The organism is Martinezella paranaensis (assembly GCF_014200235.1).
In the GTDB taxonomy this organism is placed as follows: domain Bacteria; phylum Pseudomonadota; class Alphaproteobacteria; order Rhizobiales; family Rhizobiaceae; genus Rhizobium; species Rhizobium paranaense.
Map to the genome: position 1 here is coordinate 1 of NZ_JACHBI010000011.1, position 24,039 is coordinate 24,039.

At 58.1% G+C, this 24,039-nt stretch carries 21 protein-coding genes and 4 pseudogenes; 12 read left to right on the forward strand and 13 right to left on the reverse strand.

Translation table 11 applies throughout. The annotated features are described in order from the left end of the window. Positions 1-286 (forward strand): annotated as a pseudogene (locus tag GGD50_RS23230) (hypothetical protein); the annotation flags it as partial. 16 nt (positions 287-302) lie between these two features. On the opposite strand, the gene GGD50_RS23235 reads toward GGD50_RS23230, so the two are convergent. Further along, positions 303-479, reverse strand: coding sequence for a hypothetical protein (locus tag GGD50_RS23235; protein WP_154660805.1), 177 nt, complete (start codon positions 477-479; stop codon positions 303-305). A gap of 91 nt (positions 480-570) precedes the next feature. Between GGD50_RS23235 and GGD50_RS32820 the strand changes: the two genes are divergently transcribed. From GGD50_RS32820 to GGD50_RS23265, 6 genes and pseudogenes are all read left to right on the forward strand, one after another. Next, on the forward strand, positions 571-1,065 hold the full coding sequence (locus GGD50_RS32820; RefSeq protein ID WP_240535447.1) for a hypothetical protein: 495 nt from the start codon (positions 571-573) through the stop codon (positions 1,063-1,065). Between the two features lie 318 nt (positions 1,066-1,383). Beyond that, positions 1,384-1,555 (forward strand): annotated as a pseudogene (locus GGD50_RS23245) (IS5/IS1182 family transposase); the annotation flags it as partial. A gap of 954 nt (positions 1,556-2,509) precedes the next feature. After that, the gene (locus GGD50_RS23250; protein ID WP_004119727.1) at positions 2,510-3,760 is read left to right on the forward strand and encodes an MFS transporter; all 1,251 of its coding nucleotides are present in this window, start codon (positions 2,510-2,512) and stop codon (positions 3,758-3,760) included. 329 nt (positions 3,761-4,089) lie between these two features. Next, positions 4,090-4,914 carry an SH3 domain-containing protein gene (locus GGD50_RS23255; RefSeq protein WP_240535448.1) on the forward strand — a complete coding sequence of 275 codons (825 nt, stop codon included), beginning with the start codon at positions 4,090-4,092 and terminating at the stop codon, positions 4,912-4,914. 396 nt (positions 4,915-5,310) lie between these two features. After that, a complete protein-coding gene (locus GGD50_RS23260; protein WP_004119731.1) occupies positions 5,311-5,535 on the forward strand; it encodes an antitoxin MazE family protein in 225 nt (74 codons plus the stop codon). Next, positions 5,532-5,855 carry a type II toxin-antitoxin system PemK/MazF family toxin gene (locus GGD50_RS23265; RefSeq protein ID WP_004119734.1) on the forward strand — a complete coding sequence of 108 codons (324 nt, stop codon included), beginning with the start codon at positions 5,532-5,534 and terminating at the stop codon, positions 5,853-5,855. Before GGD50_RS23260 ends, GGD50_RS23265 begins: the two co-directional genes overlap by 4 nt. A gap of 77 nt (positions 5,856-5,932) precedes the next feature. Here GGD50_RS23265 and GGD50_RS23270 read toward each other — a convergent pair. The 9 genes and pseudogenes from GGD50_RS23270 to glmS all read right to left on the reverse strand — a co-directional run. Next, a pseudogene (locus GGD50_RS23270) lies at positions 5,933-6,316 on the reverse strand (ATP-dependent DNA ligase); the annotation flags it as partial. Between the two features lie 78 nt (positions 6,317-6,394). Then, the gene (locus tag GGD50_RS33530; protein WP_376766902.1) at positions 6,395-7,003 is read right to left on the reverse strand and encodes an aminotransferase class I/II-fold pyridoxal phosphate-dependent enzyme; all 609 of its coding nucleotides are present in this window, start codon (positions 7,001-7,003) and stop codon (positions 6,395-6,397) included. Beyond that, complete coding sequence (locus tag GGD50_RS32825) at positions 6,906-7,502, reverse strand: aminotransferase class I/II-fold pyridoxal phosphate-dependent enzyme (protein WP_092576572.1); 597 nt, start codon at positions 7,500-7,502, stop codon at positions 6,906-6,908. The genes GGD50_RS33530 and GGD50_RS32825 overlap by 98 nt, the downstream gene beginning before the upstream one ends. 143 nt (positions 7,503-7,645) lie before the next feature. Further along, positions 7,646-7,855 carry a hypothetical protein gene (locus GGD50_RS23280; protein ID WP_135488292.1) on the reverse strand — a complete coding sequence of 70 codons (210 nt, stop codon included), beginning with the start codon at positions 7,853-7,855 and terminating at the stop codon, positions 7,646-7,648. 150 nt (positions 7,856-8,005) lie between these two features. Then, positions 8,006-8,340, reverse strand: a pseudogene (locus GGD50_RS23285) (type II toxin-antitoxin system RelE/ParE family toxin). Between the two features lie 166 nt (positions 8,341-8,506). After that, a complete protein-coding gene (locus GGD50_RS23290; RefSeq protein WP_004119743.1) occupies positions 8,507-11,677 on the reverse strand; it encodes an efflux RND transporter permease subunit in 3,171 nt (1,056 codons plus the stop codon). After that, complete coding sequence (locus tag GGD50_RS23295) at positions 11,677-12,750, reverse strand: efflux RND transporter periplasmic adaptor subunit (protein ID WP_004119747.1); 1,074 nt, start codon at positions 12,748-12,750, stop codon at positions 11,677-11,679. Before GGD50_RS23295 ends, GGD50_RS23290 begins: the two co-directional genes overlap by 1 nt. A 424-nt stretch (positions 12,751-13,174) precedes the next feature. Then, positions 13,175-13,705, reverse strand: coding sequence for an FMN reductase (msuE, locus tag GGD50_RS23300; RefSeq protein ID WP_004119752.1), 531 nt, complete (start codon positions 13,703-13,705; stop codon positions 13,175-13,177). Positions 13,706-13,776: 71 nt separating this feature from the next. Continuing rightward, positions 13,777-15,603, reverse strand: a complete 1,827-nt coding sequence (gene glmS / locus GGD50_RS23305; protein WP_004119766.1) for a glutamine--fructose-6-phosphate transaminase (isomerizing) — start codon at positions 15,601-15,603, stop codon at positions 13,777-13,779. Positions 15,604-16,096: 493 nt separating this feature from the next. Here glmS and GGD50_RS23310 point away from each other — a divergent pair, with 493 nt between their 5' ends. After that, complete coding sequence (locus GGD50_RS23310) at positions 16,097-16,813, forward strand: hypothetical protein (protein WP_004119769.1); 717 nt, start codon at positions 16,097-16,099, stop codon at positions 16,811-16,813. A 130-nt stretch (positions 16,814-16,943) separates the two neighbouring features. Here the strand turns inward: GGD50_RS23310 and GGD50_RS23315 are convergent, their stop codons facing one another. From GGD50_RS23315 to GGD50_RS23325, 3 genes are all read right to left on the reverse strand, one after another. After that, positions 16,944-17,453 carry an Hsp20/alpha crystallin family protein gene (locus GGD50_RS23315; protein WP_004119772.1) on the reverse strand — a complete coding sequence of 170 codons (510 nt, stop codon included), beginning with the start codon at positions 17,451-17,453 and terminating at the stop codon, positions 16,944-16,946. Positions 17,454-17,547: 94 nt separating this feature from the next. Continuing rightward, on the reverse strand, positions 17,548-18,006 hold the full coding sequence (locus GGD50_RS23320) for an Hsp20 family protein (protein WP_004119775.1): 459 nt from the start codon (positions 18,004-18,006) through the stop codon (positions 17,548-17,550). Between the two features lie 578 nt (positions 18,007-18,584). Continuing rightward, on the reverse strand, positions 18,585-19,670 hold the full coding sequence (locus GGD50_RS23325) for an extracellular catalytic domain type 2 short-chain-length polyhydroxyalkanoate depolymerase (protein WP_004119777.1): 1,086 nt from the start codon (positions 19,668-19,670) through the stop codon (positions 18,585-18,587). Between the two features lie 634 nt (positions 19,671-20,304). Between GGD50_RS23325 and pmtA the strand changes: the two genes are divergently transcribed. The 4 genes from pmtA (at position 20,305) to GGD50_RS23345 (ending at position 24,002) form a co-directional block, all read left to right on the forward strand. Continuing rightward, positions 20,305-20,895 (forward strand): phospholipid N-methyltransferase PmtA, encoded by a 591-nt coding sequence (gene pmtA, locus GGD50_RS23330; RefSeq protein WP_004119780.1) that lies wholly within the window; start codon positions 20,305-20,307, stop codon positions 20,893-20,895. Between the two features lie 1,188 nt (positions 20,896-22,083). Further along, complete coding sequence (locus GGD50_RS23335; RefSeq protein ID WP_240535449.1) at positions 22,084-23,187, forward strand: DUF3991 and toprim domain-containing protein; 1,104 nt, start codon at positions 22,084-22,086, stop codon at positions 23,185-23,187. 111 nt (positions 23,188-23,298) lie between these two features. Next, on the forward strand, positions 23,299-23,811 hold the full coding sequence (locus GGD50_RS23340; RefSeq protein ID WP_210305302.1) for a DUF1419 domain-containing protein: 513 nt from the start codon (positions 23,299-23,301) through the stop codon (positions 23,809-23,811). Further along, positions 23,808-24,002, forward strand: a complete 195-nt coding sequence (locus tag GGD50_RS23345; protein WP_028755183.1) for a hypothetical protein — start codon at positions 23,808-23,810, stop codon at positions 24,000-24,002. The genes GGD50_RS23340 and GGD50_RS23345 overlap by 4 nt, the downstream gene beginning before the upstream one ends. Positions 24,003-24,039: the final 37 nt, after the last annotated feature.

Consider the following 24,039-nt stretch of genomic DNA (forward strand, 5'->3'; position numbering starts at 1 on the left):
TATCCTCGTTGTTAGCAACGTGGCGATACCGCTCACCTCAGCAAAACATCGCTATCACCGTGACAAAGCAAGGCGGTCCTCGGCGTGGGGATACGTCGAGATCGAGATTGGCGTTTTGAAAAGCCAATGCCTCGACCGCAGGATCGACGACAAACACAGGATGATTGCAGAGATCAATGCTTGGCAGCAGCAGAGAAACGCGCAAAGGGCACAAATCCAATGGATGTTCACCACCGAAAAAGCCCGTGAAAAACTCCACAAGGCCTATCCAGTCAAAGAGTCATAATCTCTGCGGAGGGGTACTAGGCCTGTGCGACGAGCACAACGGCATTGACGGTGGTGGTGTGGGATGGATCGGCGCAGATCGTCTCGACGCCCGCGTAGGCGGCGCCTTCCTTGGAAACAGTCGCTGGCTTGATCTTGCCGGTGGCAGCGACCGCGGAGAACGCCACATGGGCGATTTCGAGGGCCGAGCACATGCCAGAGCGCCGGTGCCGCAGTTGAAGACGACGGACGTTGCGCCATCGAATATCCGAAGGCTTCGATGCTCCCGACAGTGCGGCGCGGGTAATGACCGACTTGACGAATGCTCGCAACGCTGAAGCAAACCAGCTCTACGGCGCCGCTCGCGGGCAGGCCACACCGGTCGATATCTCGCCGGTGCTCGATACGATTGACCAGACGCTTTCTCCCGGCGTCACACGAACGGCATCTGATCCGAAATCCATCCGTATCGTTTCCGACGAAGGGGAATTCTTCGTCGCAGAGGACAATCAGATCATAGTCGATTGGGTAAATGGCGGGGGCATGATCGCCGATTATGTTGCGCCAATCGTTGTCCCTGAGATGGTTTCAGCGCGCCAATTCAAACTGCAGCTCCTCGCTGCAGGCCTTCTCGACCAGGTCGATGGATGGGTGAAAACGCAGGACCGATCGGTGCAGATCGCCTATGAATATTCCGGCTCGTTCGTCAAATCGTCGCCGATGATGCAGGAGGGCTTTCAGGCGATGGGCTTCACGCCCCAGCAGATCGACGACTTCTTCACCGGGGCGGCGAAGCTGTGACGTTCTGGAGCGGTCTTTAGTGAAATGGCCCCACCTCAAGGCAGTGAGGCAGGGCCGAGGAACCGGGTGTGGTTCATTGTGCGCGAGCAAATTTCCGGGGGGCGTTTTGCTCGCGCAACGGTCCGTTACCACACGATGAAACCAAACTGAATGCCGGTTGCTGCCGAAGCTATCCAAAAAAGGAAAAGACATCGTGGATCGCGCGAAATTCTTCGCCGCGGTGCGCCCACGGTCGTCAGTCGCGGATAGAGCAGTTCCAGCGATCTTCAACGGTTTCGCCTTCGGTCAACTCGCGATATTCAATGGCTGAGCCGTTGCTCGCTGATCGAGACCGCCATTGGGGGATACAAGTCCATCATCGGAAAACGTTTTGCGCGCAAGATCGTCTCCCGTGCAGCAGACCGAAGTCGCTATCGGCTGCGCCGTCCTCAACCGCATGCTTGCTTGCGCACGCCCGAAATCCGTCCGCCGTAGGGCAGCCACGCCATAGACAGCCGTTTCAAAGATCGCCATCCCCTCAAATCCCAATCCATGCACCAACGCCCCAAACACGGGATTGCATTCCGCGACGGGCCGACGAGATAATCTTTTCTTGCTGCCGCTAGCATTGTGTCACCTCCGCATTTAACCTTCGGATTTAGCAATGCTTAAGATTACCAGCAATGCGGTTGGCTACGTTGATCTGGGTCAACACCGCGGCGTGCTGCATGCTTGGGGAAGTGGGGCAGAGCGACGGTAGGTGCTCCAAACCTGCTGATTTAAGTTTGGCTGGTTTCGCGAGTGCCGCAGCATGGCGCACCGATCTCACTGTGTCGCCGACTTCCTGAACTCAAGAATGACAACCTATCTTGTTATCAGCCGAGCAGCCGGCTCTGCCGCTTTTATGCGGCTCCTAAATGCTACAGAGAACAAGCGGCACGAGAGACGCGTTCGCGTGCGCGCTCTAAGAACACAATATCGATTTCATCGTTGACAACCTGCTGGCAACGGAAATTACAAGATGTCCGCGAAATGCATAGTTGAGACGGCGGGAGCATCTCATTTGACGCGTCTGCACCGGGTTTGCGACACAGTTTTGTTGAGCAAACTCATTTTGTCTCAAGTTAAATAGCTGAAAAGCTGACAGGAAGTCTTTCGGTGTTTTTGGCACGAGCCTTGCAGCCCTGTAGCGAAACGGCGGGAGCTGCCGGCGAACATTCCTTTCTCGGCTAAATCCAGCGGACGGACCGGGGGCTACAAGAGCAACATGTCAGATATCTACCAGAGTACATTCTACCGGAGAAGGCATTGACCACAGGGTCAATCCCTTCCGCCATAGAGCGGATTATCCCGCGACTGAGGAGGACTTCTGATCCATAACGTCTTTAGCAATCCTCGACGCACACGGAAGCGAAGCAGTCGGTTCGAGGTCGGCATTGACACCGAATGTGTGCCCGAAATCCATATGCCCCAGCAAGAAGTGCGATTCACAGTGCTCAACAGTGGAAATAAGCTTGGGAATGCGAGCTCGTATCTGAACGGCAGCACGCCCTATTGGAGGACGAACCTTATTGTTTGTGCTGCCGGTTCGTTCACCACGACCGTTGCCATGACAATGTTACTTCCCTTCTTACCCCTATATATCCGGGAATTAGGCGTCAGCGACCAAGCATCCATAGCGCAGTTTTCGGGCGTGGCGTACGGCGTGACTTTCCTTGCGGCCGCACTGGTTGCCCCGCTCTGGGGAAGACTTGCCGACCGCTACGGTCGGAAGGCGATGATGGTTCGCGCAAGCTTGGGCGTGGTCGCAGCGATGGCCTTGATGGGTGTAGCTCAAGATGTATGGCAGTTGCTGGCTATGAGATTTTTAGCCGGTCTACTCGGAGGCTACTCGTCTGGATCATATGCTTTGGTAGCGACACAGGTTCCCAAAGACCGTATTGGCTGGGCGTTGGGGTTCTTGGCCACGGGGATTATGGGGGGCAACCTCGTCGGCCCGCTGATCGGCGGATTTCTACCAACATTAATCGGCATTCGAGAAACGTTCTTTTTGACTGCGGCATTAGTCTTCCTCACTTTTGTTGCCAGCGCATTTTTGATCAGAGAGAATTTCAATGCTCGAACGACAGAGCGTGAACACTCCAACAGTTGGTCGACGATCCCAAGCAGGAGGCCTGTCTTGGCAATGCTGGCGACGGGCTTGCTTCTGATGATCGCCAATCTGTCCATTGAACCAATAACAGCGATTTACATTTCGCAACTCGTCGAGCCAAATCGTCATGTTACCCTTTGGGCCGGTCTGGTCATTTCGGGTACAGCGTTTGGGAGTGTTCTTTCCGCCTCGCACCTTGGAAGACTAGCAGATCGCGTCGGGCACTGGAAAGTTATCGTTGTCGCAATGTGCATCGCTGCGGCACTCCTTCTGTCACAAGCTTTCGTTACGAACGTTTTGGAGTTGGTGGGGCTGCGAATATTGATGGGGCTCGTTTTAGGGGGCTTGCTACCTTGTATCGGCAGCGTGATACGCCACAGCGTCCCCGAGCAAGCCGTCGGCGCGATCCTCGGCTGGTCGACATCGGCGCAGCACGCGGGTCAAGTGCTCGGCCCGGCCATTGGCGGCGTATTAGCTGCTCATGCCGGTATACATTCAGTGTTCTTTTTTACGTCATTCCTAATGCTCGTCGGAGGTTTTATTGCTTGGAGCAATCGACCTTAAGAGACAGGGCTAAGGACCGCGAGCCCATTAGCCAATCTGCACGAATTGCAGCGAGCCAGCCCGCAGCGGCTTAGCCTTATGGCCTGTAGACGCCGGATTTGGCGTGGCGCCGAGCTTCGAGCAGTTCGTCACTCTACGGCCACTGCGATCACTGTCCGCGGTCCATTCCGCAATGTGACGGCGCAGTGCTGGGCTATATGCGCGGTCATCGCCCGTTCAGGCGATACAAGACGCTCGCCCTTTCATGTATGTTTCCTTGCAATACACGCGCCGTCTCGGACACCAATGTCCAGGCGAGGCGTCGCAATTCGGCTGCTCCGGAGGGAAAAATGCGCAAGGCAATTCTGGTGGTAAGCGCGGCGGCCGCTCTCGCATGCTCGGGCGCCGCATCGGCGCAGTCGCTCCCCCAGCCCGTTCAGGCGGCGATCGACGAGTCCAAGAAAGACTGCGGAGGGCCTGCCAAGCTTGAAAAGGGCTTCGTCAGCATCAAGGACATCAACGGCGATCAGGTTCCGGATTACATTCTTGATTACGCTCATTTGAAATGTGTCGGCATGCCTTCATCCTTTTGCGGTTCGGCTGGATGCGAGACGCAGATTTTCGTGGCCAAACCCAACAAAAGTTACAAATCCATCTTTGACGACTATGTGCAGGGCATAGGCTTTGTCGAGATCGCAGGGCGACCGGCGATCAAGCTTGCCCTGCATGGAAGTAGCTGCGGCCGCGCCGGGTCCGACACCTGCTATTCGACCCTGTACTGGAACGGCAGGGATTTCAAACCGGAGCAAGGAAAAAGCGATCAGCCTGCCACGGAAAAAGCGACGGCCGCGGGCGGTGACCTGGACGTCCAAATTCTGGAAGAGGGCGGAGACGGTCAGGTGGCAAACTGCTCGAGCAACATGGTTGCCGGACTAAAAGCCAACGGGGACGGCTTTCTCGCAATAAGGTCCGGGCCTGGCAGCCAGTACCGCCAGCTTGGCGAACTTCACAATGGCGATATGGTCATCGCCTTCCAGCAGCGCGGACAGTGGGCCGGTGTCGTCTACGGGAGCGAGACCCCCAATGTGAGATGCCATTCAACGAAAACGCACCCCCTGCCCTATAAGAACAAGGGCTGGGTCAACGCGAATTGGCTCAAACTCGTTGCCAACTGACCGGGCGTTGTGTTGGCATTCGTTCGCATCTGCCAAACATTGGGCGGCGCAAATATGGGCACAGGATGGTTCGCATTTACTGTATCCTGAAGCGTACGCGACAGTGCCGTATCGCTCTGAGGTAATTGCCTCTTTTGTTTTTGAAAATGTCGGGTCACCAATCCACTTCGTCGACACATTTTGACGACCAGTCGTTGTGGACGATGAATGGTCGGTTCTTCGGCAAAGGCCCCAGGCAAGCGCCGGAACTCGATCAGCCCGCCCCTCCCAACCGACGCCTGAATATACCGCAACTTGTCCCCGCCAGAGTGAGTACCTTCACGCTCTGCTGCGACTCATTGACATGGCGGGGCTCGCCCATTATGTTACATGTAACAATCACATTGGAGTTTGATCATGGCAAGCTCGGTCAACGAACGAGTTCAAAAGCGCCGTGAGACGTTGCGCGCCGCTGGGCTGCGTCCTGTGCAAATATGGGTTCCCGATACTCGTCGCCCTGGTTTTGCCGCCGAATGCCATCGTCAGTCCGTTCAGGTAGCCCTTGCCGATGCCGCCGATCCCAGTCTGCAAGACTTCCTTGACGCCGCTCTCGATGACCTGGACGACGAGGGTGAAGCGTGAGGCGCGGTGACATTGTGACCGTCGCAATCAGCGGTGATTTCGGCAAGCCGCGTCCAGCACTAATCATCCAGGCCGATCAGTTTGATGCAACTGGAACGATCACTGTCCTGCTGATCTCCAGCACACTGGTCGACGCGCCGCTCATTCGACCAACCATTCAGCCGACAGTGCAAAGCGGATTGCGAAAAGCCTCGCAAGTGATGGTGGACAAAGCCATGTCCGTGAAACGGGATAGAATTGGCACAACGATCGGTCGCCTGGAAGATGATGCGCTCCTGGCGGTCACAAGATCGCTCGCCGTTTTTTTAGGTGTTGCTTAAAGATGAACCCATCCGGGGTGCTGGTAGCCCGGCATAACTGCATCCGCGTCCCCGTGTACCACGCCGGAAAGTGCCTACCGGCGCTCGGATAGCTCCATCTGGCGGAGATCGTGGCCATCGAAGTACAGAAGATCGAAGGCGTAGAAAATCGCCTCCCCCGAACTCCGTTTACCGCCGCGACCGCCCAGCGCCTGCTGAAGGGCACGGAAGTCTGACCGTCTTACCTCATCAAGAACAACCGCCTCGCGATCGAGGATGGCGTTCCCACCGATCTCACCTGCTGCCGCGGCAATCGATGGAAAGCGATGTGTCCAATCATGGCACCACGCGTAAGGATGCGAACACGCTGCGGCTCGATATGGACGGCCAAGCGGGATCCGTCCCATTTGATCTCATAGACCCAATCGGCACCCTTCGGCGGCTTCGAGCAGTGCAAGGCATGGCTCGACCCGTTCCGGCATTGGGTCAAATGGAAAGCGTGGCTGGCCCTGCCGCTTCTCGCGCAGCGGACTAACCCCTATTCCTTCCGTTATCCAAGATTAAAGTTTGTGTTTAATAGCCTGGCTGAGGCGCTTTGCGCCCTCAACAAGAGTGGTGGGGTGGCCTGCGAAAGTTAGCCGCAGGAAAGAGCCTTCTGGGTCCGCAGGAAACCATGGGCGACCAGCGCCAACGATAACGTCGTTCCGGGCCAGGTCTGCAGCGAGTGCGACATCGCAGACGTGATCCGGCAAGCGTAGCCAAAGGTGCATGCCTCCGGTCGGGACCTGGAACGTCACGCAATCCCCAACTTCCTCGCGCAGCACCCCGACGAGGACATCGCGCCGCTCGATTAGGGCAGCGCGGACGGCCTTGAGATGAGGCTTCCATCTTGGCGCGGAGACAACGGCCAAAGCCGCCGCTTGCAAGGGACCGGAAACAAAAAAGTCTTGACTCGCGCGAGCCACCTTCAGCCGTGCCAGGGCAGCTCCCCTTGCGATAACGGCTGCGACCCTCAAACCGGGTGCAGCCGATTTGGCAAGGGACCTAATATAAACAACGTGTCCATGGCGATCAGCCGTCGCAAGCGGAGCCGGTGCGTTGCCTGCCAGATCGAGATCGCGCGCCCAGTCGTCCTCGATGATGAAGGCGCCCGCCTGCCTTTGCAGCAATGTCGAGGACAGCAGCTCGCCGCTCATTCGACATGACGACGCCCGAAGGATTGGAGAAGGTTGGTTGGCTGTAAAAGACCCGGGCCCCCGTCTGTTCGAAGGCGTCCTCCAGCAGTTCCGGTCGCACTCCGTTTTCGTCAATGGCTACGGGAATGACTTCAAGACCCGCCGCCCGGGCAGCCGACATAGCGCCAGTATAGGTCGGCGTCTCCACAAGAATGGGACGTCCAGGCGGCACAAGTGCCCGTAGCGTCGCAGTGATCGCCGCCTGTCCGCCGTTGCATATGATGACATCGTGGGGTGAGAACACGGCGCCGTTTCCGATCTCGCGCGCGAACCACGCCCGCAATGACTGAAGACCCTCGATCGGCAGTCTATCCCAAAGATCGACACGACCTGCGGCTCGACGGAGCGCGTGTGCCAAAAGGCCAGACGCCTGTAGATCAGGCGGCAGGTAGCCCATGCTCAAGATCAAGCCGTCGGCTGGTGGAAGCGTCAATGAAGTTTCCAAAAAACCACCGTCTCCCCGCGCAGCTCCAAGCGCGACAGATTGCCAAGATAGGTCGACAACCTCGGCGGGACTTGCGGGCCCCTCGCGAACGAAGGTTCCTTTGCCCGGGCGAGCCTCGATCAGGAGCCACCTCACTTCAACGGGAATCCGGGCCGCGCCTCCGTTGCGATGGCACGCGGTTCGAGTTTTTTGAGGATGCGATATCGGCCGGTCGCCTGGAGTTGCTGCACCATATCGTCCTCACTTAAAGCAGCTGACCGTTGGCGCTTGGCAGGCAATGAAGCAGCTGCCTTCGCGGAAGGTGTCTCACTTGAAACAAACAAATCGAACTGCTGCGTCACTCAGTCCCCGACGTTATCTTAGAACGAACTCTCCAGACTGCTGTCCGGCAAATCGGTTAGGCCATCTCCTCCAAAAAATCAGGAGAAAAAGCACAGGATAACGGCGATGTAGCTGATCTGACATGCGTCACAGCCCGACCGTAACGCCTCTCACACAATGATGCATGTTGGTCTACTCAGTGAGTCCAAGACAGGATCGCCGGTCCAGTCTTCATGTCTATGGCGTATTCGGATCACGAAAATTGCTCCGTTTTCCTCGATCTTGTAGACAATAGGATGGGCCTCGAACGGATGAATTCTAACGGTGGCGAAATCTCTTCCAGCTCACGTGCCATTCGCGGGTTGGCGGCAATGAGGTCAAGCACAGCGAACAAGTCATCATGATATCGCCTCGCCTGTGTGGATCCGAACATGCTTACACCTTGTTCGGCGATCGCAATGATGTCCTCTTCCGCCTCAACTGAAAGGCTAAAATTAAAATGCATTATCTGCTGCCGCGCATAGTATCCACACGCGCGACTGCCGCAACAAAGAAGGCGCCGAGCTTCGCACTTGACCGCAGGAGGCAATATCAATGACAGGCCGAGGGTTGGAATTCGCGTGATTTGATCGACAACGAGAAGCGTTTGCCAAAAACGCCTCCAGTCCCGATCAAGGTGTGGGTTCGATGACTTTATGCTGAGATGGAGTCATCTCTAGGGATTTCCCTGTATCGCCGCCGAGATCGCCTGGCAAATTACTGAACTCCGTCTCTCGCCCGCAGGTCGCATGGCGTCGAAGCGCTCGGCGATTGAACGATTTGAGCAAATTTTGCAGGTCGTCGACGAAGGTGAAGATGACCGGGATAATGATGAGGCTGAGCAGCGTTGATATCATCACGCCTCCGATCACCACAATGGCCATCGGCTGCCGGAAGCTGGAATCCCCACCCGACAGGCTGAGCGCGGCCGGCAGCATGCCCGAGGCCATGGCTATGGTGGTCATGACGATCGGCCGCGCCCGCTTGTGGCAGGCATCGACGAGCGCATCGAACCGGGACATGCCTCGGCGACGTGACATGATCGCATATTCGATGAGAAGGATGGAGTTCTTCGTCACAACGCCCATCAGCATGAGAAGGCCGATGACGGCAGGCATCGAGAAACTGGTGCCCGTCACCACCAGCGGCACCAGCGCGCCGCCGAGCGAGAGCGGCAGGGCCATCAGAAGCGTGAGCGGCTGCAGGAAATCGTGGAACAGCAGGACGAGCACCGCATAGATGCAGAACACACCGATCGCCATCGCAAGCGCGAAGCTCTGGAACAGCTCGGAGCTGCGCTGCAACTCGCCCTGTTCCACCAGCGTAACGCCTGGCGGCAGATGCTGGAGAGCCGGCAGCGCCTTCGCCTCGCGGTTGACATCGCCCAGAATGCGGCCGTTGAGTTCGACGGAAACGGTGACATTGCGCATGCGGTCGATACGGTCGATCTCCGAAGGGCTGCCGCCGATGCGGACATCGGCAATCGATCCGAGATCGACATTGCCATTGGTGCCGGCCACCCGCATGGTCTTGATATCATCCAGACTGGTGCGCGTTTCCGGCGAGAAGCGGACGACGATCGGGATCTGGCGTTGCGGCAGGTTGAGCTTCGGCAGGTCGGAGGAATATTCCCCATTTGTCGCCACGCGCACGGCGCTGGCGATCGCATTCGACGTTACCCCGAGCGCTGCGGCGCGCGCAAAGTCGGGCGTGATCTGAATTTCCGGCGCCTGCCTTGCGGCCGTTGATGTCACCGCACCGATGCCATGCAGCGTGCGCAACTGCTCCTCGAGCGCCGTGCTTGCGCTATCGAGCGCACTGGCATCGTCGCTGGCCAGAGTGAACTCGAGCTTGGTACCGTTGCCGATACCGACCGCCACACGCACTCCGGGGAGGACGGAGAGCGCCTGCCGGATATCGTTTTCGATCTCCGACTGCTTGCGGTCGCGCTCATCAATCGGCGTCAGCGTGGCGACGATCGCGGCAGACCCGACACTGCTCCTGGCGACCGTCGCACCACCGCCCGAGGATCCCGAGCCGATAGCCGCAAACACATGTGTCACGTCGGGAATCTCACTGAGAATATCTGCGGCCTTCCTGGTTGCGGCGTCGGTTTGCTCGACAGTGGCGCCGGGCTGCAGGGTGAGCGTGATCTGCGTCCGCGAGTCGTCAGCGGCTGGCAGGTATCCCGTTCTTAAGAGGGGGATAACGGAAAGCGAAACCGCAACGACGACGGCAGTCACGGCCACTGTTGTCTTCCGGTGATCGAGGGCAGCCTTCGCGAGCGCCATATAGGCGCGCATGATTCGGCCATCCTTCTGCTCCGACGGATGAGCCTTCATGAAATAGGCTGCCATCATGGGGGTAAGCAGACGCGCAACGACAAGCGAGGCAACGACGGCAACAGCGGCGGTGATGCCGAACTGACGGAACAGGAGGCCCGGTATGCCGCTCATGAATGCCGTCGGCAGGAAGACGGCGACCAGCGTGAAGGTGGTGGCGATGACGGCCAGCCCGATCTCGTTGGCCGCCTCCATCGCGGCATCGATCGGCCGCTTGCCCATCTGCAGGTGGCGGGCAATGTTTTCAATCTCGACGATGGCGTCGTCGACGAGAATACCTACCACAAGCGACAGCGCCAGCAAGGTGACGACGTTCAGACTGAAGCCCGCCAGGTACATGACCAGGAAGGTCGGTATGACCGACAAGGGCAGTGCCACAGCCGACAGGATCGTCGCGCGCCAGTCCCGAAGGAAGAGCCAGACAACCACGATCGCCAGGATCGCACCCTCATACAGTATGTGCATCGCGCCGTCATAATTGCCGAGAATTGACCCGATCAGGCTGTAGACTGCATGGATCTGCACATTGGGATGCGACGCTGCGAAATTTTTCATTGCCGTGTTAACGTCAGCCGAAACGCTGCTGTCGGAAAACCCGTTCGAACGCTTGATTTCGACGGCGATCACCGGCTTGCCGTCGAGATAGGCCATCGAGGTGCGCTCCGCGAAGCTGTCCTTGACCGAGGCGATGTCGTCGAGTCGGGCCTGCTGCCCGTTAGCGAGCGGTATAGTGAGCTCCCTCAGGGCCTCGACCGACTCTACGGCGCCGAGCGTGCGCAATGTCTGACGCGTGCCGCCGACTTCGCCAAGGCCGCCAGACTTGTCGGCTTGCACGGCCTTCAACTGCGCTGATACGGTCGCGGCGGTGACGCCGAACGACGCCATCGTCGAAGGATCGAGATCGACATGGACCTCGCGATCGATCCCGCCGATGCGGTTGACCTGGCCGACGCCCGGGACCGATAGCAGTGCCTTGGTCAGATCGTTATCGACAAACCAGGAGAGTTCGGTCTCGTTGAGAGCGGTCGAGCGGACGGCATAGGTGACAAGTGCGGAGCTTTGGACGGTGGCCTTCGTAATGATCGGCGTCGCCATCTGTGCCGGCAGATCGGCCTTGACGCTATCGACGGCATTGCGGACCTCATTGAGGGCCGTTTCGCTGTCTTTCTCCAGCTTGAAGGATACCTTGGTCGAGACGGTGCCGTCGGTGATCGTCGTGAGAATATGATCGAGATGGCTCAAGGAGGTGAGGCTATCCTCGATGGTGCGGGCAACCTCCGTCTCGAGCTGCGTCGGCGCAGCGCCGTCGAGCGTGGCGGTGACACTGATGGTCGGCAGGTCCATATCCGGAAAGTACTGAACCGCCAGCTGTTTGAATGCCCAAAGCCCACCAAATCCAAACATCACAAACAGCAATATCGCTGGTATGGGATTGCGGATCGAGAAGGCGGAGAAATTCATCAGTTCTTCTCCGCAATCTTCACGAGGTCATTGTCCGACAGAAAGGCACCGCCTGACGTCACGACCTTCGACGACCGATCGATGCCGAAGACGATCTCGACTTCACCATTGTTGCGGCGGCCGGTTTCGACGCGGACCCGTCGCACCCGCTTGTCCTCGCCGGCGGTGAAGACGTAGCTGATGCCATCCCGGAACACGATTGCGGTCTCGGGGACGGTGAGCGCCGGTGTGGTCTGCAACTCGATGCTGCCCGTGACGTAGAGGCCGGTCCGCGGACGAATGTCGGCGGGAAGCGCGACATAGACGATCGCCCGGCTGGTGTCGGTGCTGACCGAGGGTCCGACAAGCCGCACCTTGCCGGCAATGACGTGACCTTCCGGCCCGTTGATCCTAACGCTCAAGCCTTCCGAAATGCGCGGCAGATAACGCGCCGATACTTCGGCCTGCCATTCGACACGCTGCTGGCGCACCATGCGGAACAGCTCGGTGCCGGTGGAGACGACGGCGCCGAGATCGGCCGAACGCGAGGTTATGAGGCCATCGTCGGCGGCGGTGATAGTCGTCTGCGCAAGCTTGATCTTTTCACTGTCGAGCGCGGCTTCCTCGGATGTCAGGCTTGCCGTCGCCGTCTGCTCGTCGGCCAGATATCCAGTGATTTTCTCGTCGGCGAGGGCCCCCGAAGTGCTGAGCTGGCGTGCACGATCCGCATTCGCCTTGGCCTTTGTCAGATTTGCCTTGGCAGTCACGACAGCCGCCTCCTGCTTGCGAAGGTCCGCCAGCACGCTCTCCTGCGAAAGCCGGGCCAGCGTCTGCCCCTTCGTGACCACGGACCCGACATCCGCCAGGACGTCGGTGATGCGCAGGCCACTCGTTTCGGACGCGATGATTGCTTCCTGCCAGGGCTTCAACCAGCCGCTCGCGGGAACGGTCTCCGGCCAGTCCCGTATTGCCGGCGCCGTCAGAGAAACCGTCAGAGCGGGTGCGGCCGCCTGTTCAGCCATGCTATTGGCGCAGGGAAACTGGAGTGCTGCACAGACAAGAACGGCAGCGAGTAGAAGACACGGTTTTCTCAAATGGCAATTCCTCGCAGTTCACGGGTGTCCGCGCTCAACCGTGGCGTCAAAAATGTCGGCTGTTGTGGTGCAAAGTTGAAATGCCTGACGGTCTCGAAGGTGACAAAACTCAACTGTTCAAAACATCTTGGCGACACCAGTGATGTCGGGCTATTCCGCCGTCCAAAGCAGCAGTTTTTTGTCGGCGACTCCGTCAGAGATCGCCAATCAGCTGCTGGATTGAGCCAGGATTGGGCGCACTCGCCAACTATAACAAGACCACCTACGGCCGGGGAGAGGCTAGCGTTTTGAGGACACTGGCATCCGATTGGACCAGGGAAACACAGAGTCAACGTTGTCTTCGAGGCGGTGAATACCGCTAAATCGCCTCTTAAGGTTCGCGTGGGACAATAGAGCCTGTTGCGCCGACGTTTGCTGCGTCTGGTCATCCTATTGCGTATGCTGCTTCCTCGACAGCCCGGCCTACACGCATGCGGATGGCCTCGGAAATCACCTCCCCGTGGGCGAAGTCATTACGGGTGGCATAGATTGCGGTCGGCATCGCAAGCGCTTCAAAGAACCCGAACAGAGGGCGCAACTGATGCTCGACGACAAGCGAATGACGCTCGCCTCCGCCCGTCGCAGCGATGATGATAGGCTTGCCCCTCAGCGATGTTGGATCGAGCAAATCGAAATAGTGCTTGAATAGGCCGGTGTAACTGCCCTTGTAGGTGGGTGAGCCTACAACCAGGACGTCTGCCTCCAGCATTTGGTCTACGACCCCGCGTGCTTGAGCGCTGAGGTCGTCTAGCCGTTTGGCCGCCAATAGTGAAGGTCCAAGGTCATCGACATCGAAGGACTGCGCCACCGCTCGCGTTTTGATTGCCAATTGCCCGACGATATGGTCGACGAATGTGCGCGTCGTGGACGGTCGTGTTATGTTCCCCGAGAAGCCAAATATCTTCGTTTGCGGCATGTCGATCTCCAAATGCTCAGCAGTTATAAGTCATCTAAACTCTGTCATTCGTCCCTTACGGAAACGATGACCTATTCGACGGTGACTGATTTCGCCAGATTGCGCGGCTGATCGACGTCCGTGCCCGCAAACACGGCCGTATGATAGGCGAGTAGTTGGACCGGCAGCGAGAAGATCATCGGCGCAATGATCTCGTCCACATTTGGAAGAACGATTGTTTGCATCGTGTCGAGCTTCAAGGCGCGAGCGCCCTTCTCATCCGTGATCAAGATGATCCGTCCGCCGCGGGCCGCAACCTCCTGCATGTTGGAAGCGGTCTTATCGAAAAAGCGGTCGTGTGGTGCGATCACGATAACCGGCATGTTCTCATCGATGAGAGCAATTGGACCGTGTTTCAGTTCGCCGGCAGCATACCCTTGCGCGTGAATATAGGAAATCTCCTTTAGTTTCAGGGCGCCTTCCATGGCCAAAGGGAAGCTGGTTCCGCGGCCAAGATAGAGCACGGCGCGGCACTTTGCCAATTCACGCGACAGAAGTTCGATCCTGGGTTGGATGCTGTTGAGCACCTGCCCAATGACGCGCGGCATCTCGGCAAGCCGGGCGACCAGTGTCTGTTCCTCCTTCTCCGTAAGGGTGCCACGCGCCCTGCCGGCAGCAACCGCGAGCGCAGCCAATACGGCGAGTTGGCATGTAAAGGCCTTCGTAGACGCAACGCCGATCTCCGGTCCGGCGAGGATCGGGAACACAGTGTCGGACTCTCGTGCTATCGTCGATTCGGGCGTGTTGACGACTGCACCGGTCTTCAAGCCGTGCTCCTTGCAATAGCGTAGGCAAGCAAGTGTATCGGCCGTCTCGCCCGACTGTGAGATGAAGAGAGCTGCCACCTGTGGCGAGAACGGGATTTCGCGGTACCGAAATTCGGAGGCGACATCAATTTCGACCGGCAGACGTGCGTAGTGCTCGAACCAGTATTTGCCGATTAGTCCGGCCAAGTACGCAGTGCCGCAGGCGGAGATCGCCAAGCTTTGCACGTTGGTGAAGACGGTGTCGCGCCAAGCCGCGACCACCTGATTGTCGCTGAAGTTGATGTAATGGCCAAGGGTATCGGAGATGGCCTCCGGCTGGTCGTAAATCTCCTTCTCCATGAAATGGCGATAGTTGCCCTTGTCGATCATATGGGCCGTCACCACCGAGATCTGCCGCGGTCGGGTGGTGACCTTTCCGTCGATATCGAAGATACGGACGCCAGTCTTGTCGATGACCGCCCAATCGCCGTCGATCAGGTAGGTGATCTCGTTAGTGAAGGGCGCCAGCGCAATCGCGTCCGATCCGAGAAACATCTCGCCGCTTCCGTGACCGATCGCGAGCGGCGGGCCATTCCGGGCAGCCATGATGGTCGAAGGGTCCTCCTCGAAGAGCAGAGCCAGCGAGTAAGCGCCTCGGACGCGCTTCAGCATCGCATGCATAGCTTCGCGCCGGGCCATGCCGTCCCGGCGAAGTCTTGCCACGAGATGCGCGATGACCTCCGTGTCGGTGTCGGTTTGGAACTCGGTGCCGGCCGCGGTCAGCTCATCCTTCAATTCGGCGAAATTCTCGATTATCCCATTGTGGACGACTGCGATGCCGTCGCTAAAATGTGGGTGGGCATTGCGTTCCGTCGGCGCGCCATGGGTTGCCCAGCGCGTATGGCCAATGCCGATTGTGCCCGCCAGGGGCAGTTCTTTCAGCTTTGCTTCAAGGTTGAGGAGCTTGCCCTCACAGCGCCGGCGATGGAGCGCTCCACCGTCGATCGTCGCGACGCCTGCCGAATCGTAGCCACGATATTCAAGCCGTTTCAATGCGTCTATCAACCGGTCCGAAACCGGATGATGGCCGACAATACCCACAATCCCGCACATACATTCTCCGCGTTTTCGCATATCGGCCACAACGCACTCACCTAGTCCGTCAGTCTGGAGTGAGCGAAGCTGCTTCACTCCTTGATCGCCATGACGGCTATCATTCCGTCAGAACTCCGTGGCAAAACCGTCGTGCTGTCGCGCTAAGCCAAATTCAGCGCGTTCTAACGGCACTCGACTTATTGGAAAAATCGATTCTTTGGATCGCACCCATTTACGTCATGGATTATCGCCGCATCGGTTTTCACGCTGGGACGACGGGTGCCGCCTCGGACATAAACCGGCCGGTTTCCCAAGGCAGAGGTAACGTCCGTCATGATGCGCTCAGCAGCCATCATTGGTGCCAGGTATCTACGGAAACCTTGAAAGCGGGACGGTAGGTCCGCTCACACAGCCTTTTAGAAGTCACCTTCGAGCGTTCTTGTGGGAAAGCCTCCCTGGCAATAAATATCGTCTCGACCGCTCATCAAACTCGCACAAAGGATGACTTTTCGTGTCAATTTACTGTTGGAAGTTTATACGGGTTATCGCATTTGCACCTGCTGCTGCGATCATGCTGGCCGCGCATAGCATATCGGCGCAGGAATCGTTCACCACGGTGCAATGGCCAAACACGCCAACGGCACGGATTGAGGCGCTTGCGATTCTCCAGACCTTGAATGCAACTCTCCTGAGTAATGCTAGTGCCACTTTGACGCTCGACCGGTGGTGTGCCGGACACAATCTCGCACCGCAAGGTTCTAAGATCGTTGCACAGCGGGTACGCGGGAGAGACAAGCCCGTCAATAGCCGCATCCGAGAACTTCTGGCGGTCGGCCCCGACGAGCCCATCGCCTACCGACATGTCCGCCTCGTTTGCGGCAATCGCGTCCTTTCTGAGGCTGACAATTGGTATGTTCCGGCAAGGCTGACAATGGACATGAATAAAGCGTTGAATACGAGCGACGTTGCCTTTGGCAGAGCCGTCCAATCTCTTAAATTCACCCGCACAAATCTATCTTCCAATTTGCTGTGGTCCCCTCTTCCAGAAGGATGGGACGTGGAAAAGGAACTACCGACACCCGCAACGGGATCTCTTATACTACCGCCCTTTCTTCTCGAACATCATGCAGTGCTGAAGCTTCAGGACGGCACTCCGTTCAGTGCGCTGGTCGAAAGCTATACGAGCAATGTATTGGACTTCCCGCCTCCACCTCTGCTTACCCACTAAGTGCCCATTGGCGCTGCGACCAAAAGCGCAGCGCCCGGGATGGTATTTTCGATCGCGACCGTAAGACAGCGTCGCCGTTGCCGAAGCTCGTCGGGTGCGTTTGTACCCGGCGAGCTTGCAGCTGTCGGTATTATTCGGTGTTGTCGATGGCGATCCGCTTGACGTTGGCTCGCTCCTTCTCGGTCTTCGGCAGCGTCACCGTAAGAAGGCCGTTCTTGAACGTTGCGGCGACCTTACTCTCATCAAGCTGGCGACCCAAAGCCAGTCGCCGTTCGAAGCGTCCGTAATAACGCTCGCTGAACCCGCGATCCTTGTCCTCGGTATCGGACTTGTTTTCACCACGAAGCGTAAGCACGCCGTCTTTCAGCAGCAACTCGATATCCTCTGGATCGATGCCCGGAATTTCCGCTATCACTCGGATTTCGTCGTCATTCTCCTTGATCTCTACGTGCGGCCACTCGGCGCCAATCGGCGATGTGCCACCAAACAACGATGGCGGACCGAAACTGCGGAAGACTTCGTCGAACAGACGGTTGACATTGCGGTGAAGCGACAGGAACGGGTCTATGTCGTCGCCACGATAGACGTTCGGAACCTGGCTGTTGCCACGGCTCCATGGGATCAGGTCACGTACACTCATGACTATCATCCTTTCTTCGGTTTTTTTCTCCTGTCGTGCGATGACGTCCTTGGCGGTTCGGGAACAGCCGAGGAGTAAGCAGGTGCGCATCACGCTAGGCTTTGGCGCCCTCAATCTGCTTTGAAGCGGCTTTGGCAGTCTCGGCTTGGATGGCAATCCGACGCGACTTCATCTCCACAGGTGTTTCCTTCTTGAGATTGATGAGGAGTAGCCCGTTTTCGAGCTTTGCTCCTTCGACGATCACGTGATCAGCCAGCTCAAATCTGCGCACAAACGACCTTACGGGAAGGCCTTGATGCAGATACAGTGCTTCGTCGTCCTCGGACTTCGCGCCGTTCACCACGAGCATTTTTGCCTCGTGGGTGATCGTCAGTTCGCTTTCGGCAAAACCTGCCACCGCGATCGCGATGCGATACGTGTCTTCGCCGAGTTTTAGGATGTTGAAAGGCGGCCACTTGTCGGCGTTAACGCTGGCATTTTCGAGAAGATCGAATATGCGGTCGAAGCCGATGCTGGACCTATAGAAAGGGGTAAGATCGAGGTTTGTTCTCATAGCTACATCCTCCACGGAGCAACATAGATACGAGGAACGCCAAGAAGCTCGGCGCCCCTGACGTAGTCGACTCTTTTTGGCGTCGACGACAGATGAAATGGGTAGCTAGCGAGGTAGGGTCAAGAGGGCGCGCAAGACTTTTCGAGCGGGAGTGACTCAAACAATCACTATAAGTTCATACGGTTAGAAATCTAGACGTTCGAGAGCTTTGGAATCTCACCATCGTGTTAAAACCGCAAAAATCAAAACCGAGATAGGTTGGCGCGATGCCAAATGGATTACAGTTCGCGCGTCATTTTCATTCCGATGCCGCGCGTAGAAACTCATAAGAACCTCTTTGTCCATGCGCAGAAGGTCGTCACGTTCGATCTCTCGAACGATGGTAATCTGAAGTGAAATTCCTTTCGAACGCTCGGGAGAAGATGCCGTAGGGCGTCGAATCTCGCCAATATGGTCAAGGTTAAGCTCGGCCCCAAGGCGCAACGCGGTTATGATGCCCGCGTGTGGTAACACTCGGTCCACCCAAGGAGAACGGATGTCGCCACGGCGATAACTGCAGGTGTCTTGGCGCTTCGCCGTCAGAGGGCGCCCAGAGCAGCGATCATCTTCATAATGGCGTCCATTTGGACAGCACCCTTGATCGCATAGTTGCTGCCTGTAAAGCCCCACCAGTCCCAACAACCCCGGGGATTATACGGCCTCCGGAGTGACTTATTGACTTGCGGATACAGCACTATGATACCGTTGGTATCCGCCCAGTTATTCAGATAGAGCTTGGTATACCAATCGTCCCCAATCGATTGCTGCGATTGGCGGCAGCCATGGATGGAAACATGCAGTTTGCAGTTGGCCCTAGGCTTGCCGCAGCTGTCGGGGATAAAGACATGCCCCACATCCGCCATGCTCGACACCGGGTTGGCGGCCCCGTAGAGTTTCTGGTCGAACGCCCTCAACTTCCCAGTTGGTTTGGCGGCCGGCTGGTTAAGCTTGCCATAGATGAACTGCAAAATCGCGCCAGCCTGGTCGTAATTGTTGTCGTTGGCAGTATTTGGGGGATCGTTCACACATTCGTTGATGTACGGCGTTGCGTTGGTCGGGCACAAATTCCCGAAGACCTTCGAAACAAACGAGTGACCGGCAGGGTAATTGCTGACATAGGCGAGGTTTGAATCGGGAACTCGGGCCAATTTGAAAAACTGGACGCTAGCATCGACGGCACTTTGCTTGACGATCGTATCGGCCGTACCGCTGAAAATGTAAATCTTCTTTGATCCAAGGTTGGAAAGCGGGTCGATGGCGCCGATCCGCGAAGACGTTTCCGCCGCAGCGAACAACATCGCAGGATTTGGAGGAACGCGCGGCACTTGGCCCATGCAGATTCCCGTATAGGTGAGATTGCCCATAGCGCAAAAATAAGGTCCACCAGCGACAATGCCGGCTCCCATGAAACTTGATGAATACGCGACCTGCAACTGCGAGGCCATGAACGCTCCCGATGATAGGCCCGACACCGAGATCGCGTTGCGATCGATCTTCAGTTTTGGCAGCGCTTGGGTTTGTGCCACCCCGGTCAGCAGCAGCAGGCTGAAACTTGCGGTGACAATTCGTTTAACCAGGCTACAAAACCTGGTTTTCTTCCAATCCGGAAAAATCTTTGCGCTCATACCCTCATACCCCTTTGCGGGAATAGCTTTGGTCGCGCCCTTAAATTTGCGACCAGATTGTCAGAGGAGGCTTTTCGTGCCGCATGCGGTTCACTGCCCCTGCCGAAAGCCACAGATTCGATTGCAATTGTTGCCGCGCTGCTAAACATAGAAGATGCCCAACCTCGGATCGAATGTCGTGGTGCATTCCTCCACGACTGATTTCGTACAAATTTCATGCCACCAAAAACGGCATATCATCAAAATGTCGGGGCATGGCTCCTCGCCCGTGCGCCGCGTCGACGTATTCCGACAAAATCGTATGTCGCTCGCTTTTGGAGACGTGACGAATTGATTGGTTCGTTGACAGCCTGATCGGGGAGCCCTCAGCGATCATTGTGAGTGTGCTTTAACTGTGATGGAACTCCCGAGAATATGGTAAAGCTGGCATTTCTTTCGAAGTATGCCGGTCTGAACCGGAGAACCAAGGCGCCCAAAGGGCGTGGCTTGGTAGTGAATGGTGCTCGCCGCGGGTTTCTTTTATGAGCAAAAGGCGATGTTGAGCTGAAAATGCCGCCGCCGGGCTTGCATTTGTCGCATTTTGACGGTGTTTGTCGCTCCCATGATTCTGATCGGGTGTCAAAGCGGAGGCAAAATGGGCGTGCGGCAGCGGCTGGGGTTGAAGTTCAAGGATGAGATCGCGTTCCTGAAGGGCTGGAAGCGCGACCGCACAGCGGTAGGCGCCATAACGCCCACTTCCGTTGCGACGGCAAAGAAGATGGCAAGCGTTATCGATCCTTTCTCCAGCCTTCCTGTCCTTGAACTGGGTCCGGCAACCGGCGTAATCACAAAACAGATCCTGGCGCGCGGCGTTGGGCCCAAGGAGCTCTTGTCCATCGAGTATTCGCCCGAGTTCTGTCGGCATCTTCAGCAGGAGTTTCCCGAGGTCGACGTTCGATGTGGAGACGCCTTTGCGCTGGATCTCGTTCTGGGCGCTCAGCGAGGTGCAAAGTTCGACTGCGTCATCTCCGCTGTGCCCCTCCTTCATTTGCCGCCTTCAAAGCGATTGTCGCTGATCCTCGATCTTCTCGAACGGATTCCGACAGGGCGGCCCGTCGTCCAAATCACCTATGGATTGCTCTCTCCAGTCGTCGCGCTTCCCGCCGGATACGAGGTCCGTCATCTGGCTTTCATGATGCGCAACATTCCGCCGGCACAACTTTGGACCTACCGAAAGACGAGATGACCTCGGCCATCTCATAAACATTGATCGAAAAGTTTTGATCGCTGGGCTGATGACGAACGCGACCGATGTGGAAAGCGCTTGGGCGGCTTTCCAGACGCGCGCTGCCCTTCGTTCGACCAGCGCCCAGAGCGGGCCGAACGATCGAAGATCGAGGCCTCGCGGCGGCCAAGAAATGTCCGTCTCTATCTCATCGCGGACAATCGCTCCGGCAGTCACACCGCGCCGGCGGTTTGCTCAATGTCATCACGTTGATCGTGAAAATGGCGCTGACTGCCCAGCGCTTTCGGGAAAAAGGGCCGCCGTAAGAAGGGTGTTGCTCGCGCCGGGGATTGGATCCAGCGACTGCAACGGGCATTGCGCCAAAGCGCATTGCAAAGCCCGCCAAAGCGCCATCCAGATTGCAAAAGTCGATCTGTTGGGCACCAAAAGCGGCCTCATAGAAGTCGGCAACCTCTGTTCCCGGCCATCCTCTAAGCTAAGAACAAAGACATTCCGATGCTGATATCGTTGGCTATCTCAATCCTCTCTCATCAGGGGAATCACCGAGTTCAAATATGCCATAAGCCGGTCGATACGATGGCATCGCGCAGGCAGGCGGCCGATGAAATCCGCCCGGCATTTCGAGACCGCAGGCCGCAGATCGTGACCTGGTCGATGCAGTCGAGCGTCGTTGCGTGAGGCACCTCCCTAACCAGTCCAATCCCGCTCTCTGTTGATGGAGTCCTGGCCCGGTTCCGGATCTTCCACCCGCGAGCGGTCCGCTAGCCATGCTGCGGCCGCTTCCGCGTCGCGCAGCGGTGATCGCGCCCTCCCCGGGCGGGCCTTTTGTGGAGTGATCGAGCGGGAATTGGGCCGCTCCGAAGGAACCACTCACATGTCGCACGAATCTCTCACTCGCCCAGTCCCACGCTTTCCAGCTCTCCCGCAACCTGATGGTCCCGGTCACCCTCTTCTCCGTCGACGGCGGATAACGGCGTCCTGCCGTCCGACGCAATCGACGCCGATGAACGATCTTGAGATCGTCCATGAATACACGCCTTGGCATTGAGCCGGCGGCATGGCCTGCGGCGTGCCGCTAGCGAGCGGCAGGCCGCAAGGGAGGCTTCGCCGCGGTCGACCTTGCACGATTCACCAAATTGCCAGCCGCGCCCTTGCGTCCTTTGCTCTTCGCGGCCGCTGAAGTGGCCGATGAATAGAACTGACGAGCAGGAGGCGATCGCTTTCGCGATCGGAAGGAAAATGGAGAGAAGAGAAATAGAATCGCTTCGCGACAAGGTAAGCTGCGCCGCCGTGCTGGATAAGAACGGGTTTGCCATTGACGTCAAGGAAAGCACCCGGCGGGCGGTCAAGTACCGCCGCGGCAGTGAGATCATCATCGTGACGCATGGAGGGCGTGGATGGTTCGATCCGCTCAGCGATGCGAAAGGCGATATCTTTGGATTGGTCGAGCACCTTGACCGTGTTGGCTTTTCGGCATGCGTCGCAAAGGTCGCGGACCTCATAGGCTTCCATATTTCCAAGGCTGAGTGGCAGCCTGGCATTCCGGACGGCCAATCCGACCTTCCGCTTGGCGATCGCTGGCAGGCGCGCCGCCGCCCCTGGCGGGGTTCATCAACATGGCGGTACCTGCAGGACGTGCGTTGCCTGCCGACGGTTCTTTTATGCTCGGCGATCAAACGCAACCTTCTTCGCGAAGGTCCGCAAGGCACCATGTGGGCCGCCCATACGAACGAGGCAGGCGGTGTCACAGGCTGGGAGGCGCGCGGTCCGCAATACCGCGGGTTCGCCTCGGGAGGAACGAAGGTTCTCTTTCGTCTGGGGTCGCGTGCAGCGGTGCGACTGGCCGTCACGGAAGCTGCGATCGACGCGATGAGCCTTGCGGCAATCGAGGGCCTGCGAGACGGCACACTCTACCTCAGCACCGGCGGCGGCTGGTCGCCGACCACGGCCGCGGCACTCCGCAGGCTTGCGTCGGGCCCCAACGTCCAGCTTGTCGCTGCCACCGACGCCAACCCACAAGGCGAGATGTTTGCCGAGCGACTACGCGCACTTGCCGAGGAGGCGGGATGCGACTGGATGCGACTTCGCCCGTCACAAGAAGACTGGAACGAAGTTCAGAAGCTACGCCCGAAGCGGGGCAGCGAGAAACAGAAATTGGAGGAAGAAGCGAAAGAGGAAGAGGCGTGCCGCAGGCGAGCCGGCCGCGTCAAGGGAGGCTTCTCCCGGCTAAAGCCAGCCCTGGATGCGGGAGGTCGCGATGCCGGCGGCAGGAAACGGATCACGAAGGACTGAAGAAGATGGCAGGGTCGAGAGGACTGAGCCGCGCTTGGTCCGCCCGCGCAAGGAGCCGCAAATGGCCTCTTCCCTCCGCAAGTGTTTCAGGGCGTCGCAAGCCGCCAGCAGATGTTTCCCACGTTCGACCGCCACGTCCAGCGACCCGATCGTCGGGACCGTGACGCAACTCCGCTCTATGCAGGCGAATGGTTCGAAATCCCCGAGGCCGAGCACGATTACATGTTCGAGATCCTGCCGCCGCTCTGGATCCGCGGCTCGCTGTTCGCGATGCGGGAATTCCTCACCGGCTCGGTGACATACGTGTTCTTCGCGCTGCGCATCGACGAGGCGATCCGTTACTTCCACGGTTACTGCGACCTCTCCGACAAGGTGTACGACGAAGTCGCCGCCAAGCTGCCGGTCCAACTGCGCCACCTCCCCGCGCCGATCGCATCTGTGCGCGACCTGGTTGCGCGCGGCAGCGCCGATGCCGCGACGTATGGCGGTTACCGCAATCGACGGCTATCACTACACAACCCTGCTGCAGCGCACCGGCGCAACCCAGGAGCTCGATCTTGCCGTCACCATGACGCCGCTCGGCGCGGTTTCACGGCTCGAGCATGCGCTCGACGGTGTCGATGAGGCGCAGGAGCGCTATCGGTATCGCTTGCACGAGGCCGAGCGGCGGTCTTGTCTCCTATCGCTCGCGCGACGGCGGCATGTTCGCGTTCGCGGACGACCTTTCCGACAAGCGCCAACAGGTTCGGGAGGTCGATGAGGTCCTGGCGACCGCGGCGCGCGGGGAAACGGCGGGGACGTCTGACGCCGCTTGACGATCAAGCCCGTCTCGATGGGTCGTCCGTGGCGGTG

Coding starts and splice junctions, on each gene's coding strand:
- GGD50_RS23235 (WP_154660805.1), bottom strand. CDS start 479: ATGTGCTCGGCCCTCGAAATCGCCCATGTGGCGTTCTCCGCGGTCGCT.
- GGD50_RS32820 (WP_240535447.1), top strand. CDS start 571: ATGACCGACTTGACGAATGCTCGCAACGCTGAAGCAAACCAGCTCTAC.
- GGD50_RS23250 (WP_004119727.1), top strand. CDS start 2,510: ATGCCCCAGCAAGAAGTGCGATTCACAGTGCTCAACAGTGGAAATAAG.
- GGD50_RS23255 (WP_240535448.1), top strand. CDS start 4,090: ATGCGCAAGGCAATTCTGGTGGTAAGCGCGGCGGCCGCTCTCGCATGC.
- GGD50_RS23260 (WP_004119731.1), top strand. CDS start 5,311: ATGGCAAGCTCGGTCAACGAACGAGTTCAAAAGCGCCGTGAGACGTTG.
- GGD50_RS23290 (WP_004119743.1), bottom strand. CDS start 11,677: ATGAATTTCTCCGCCTTCTCGATCCGCAATCCCATACCAGCGATATTG.
- msuE (WP_004119752.1), bottom strand. CDS start 13,705: ATGCCGCAAACGAAGATATTTGGCTTCTCGGGGAACATAACACGACCG.
- glmS (WP_004119766.1), bottom strand. CDS start 15,603: ATGTGCGGGATTGTGGGTATTGTCGGCCATCATCCGGTTTCGGACCGG.
- GGD50_RS23315 (WP_004119772.1), bottom strand. CDS start 17,453: ATGAGTGTACGTGACCTGATCCCATGGAGCCGTGGCAACAGCCAGGTT.
- GGD50_RS23320 (WP_004119775.1), bottom strand. CDS start 18,006: ATGAGAACAAACCTCGATCTTACCCCTTTCTATAGGTCCAGCATCGGC.
- GGD50_RS23325 (WP_004119777.1), bottom strand. CDS start 19,670: ATGAGCGCAAAGATTTTTCCGGATTGGAAGAAAACCAGGTTTTGTAGC.
- pmtA (WP_004119780.1), top strand. CDS start 20,305: ATGGGCGTGCGGCAGCGGCTGGGGTTGAAGTTCAAGGATGAGATCGCG.
- GGD50_RS23335 (WP_240535449.1), top strand. CDS start 22,084: ATGAATAGAACTGACGAGCAGGAGGCGATCGCTTTCGCGATCGGAAGG.
- GGD50_RS23340 (WP_210305302.1), top strand. CDS start 23,299: ATGTTTCCCACGTTCGACCGCCACGTCCAGCGACCCGATCGTCGGGAC.
- GGD50_RS23345 (WP_028755183.1), top strand. CDS start 23,808: ATGAGGCGCAGGAGCGCTATCGGTATCGCTTGCACGAGGCCGAGCGGC.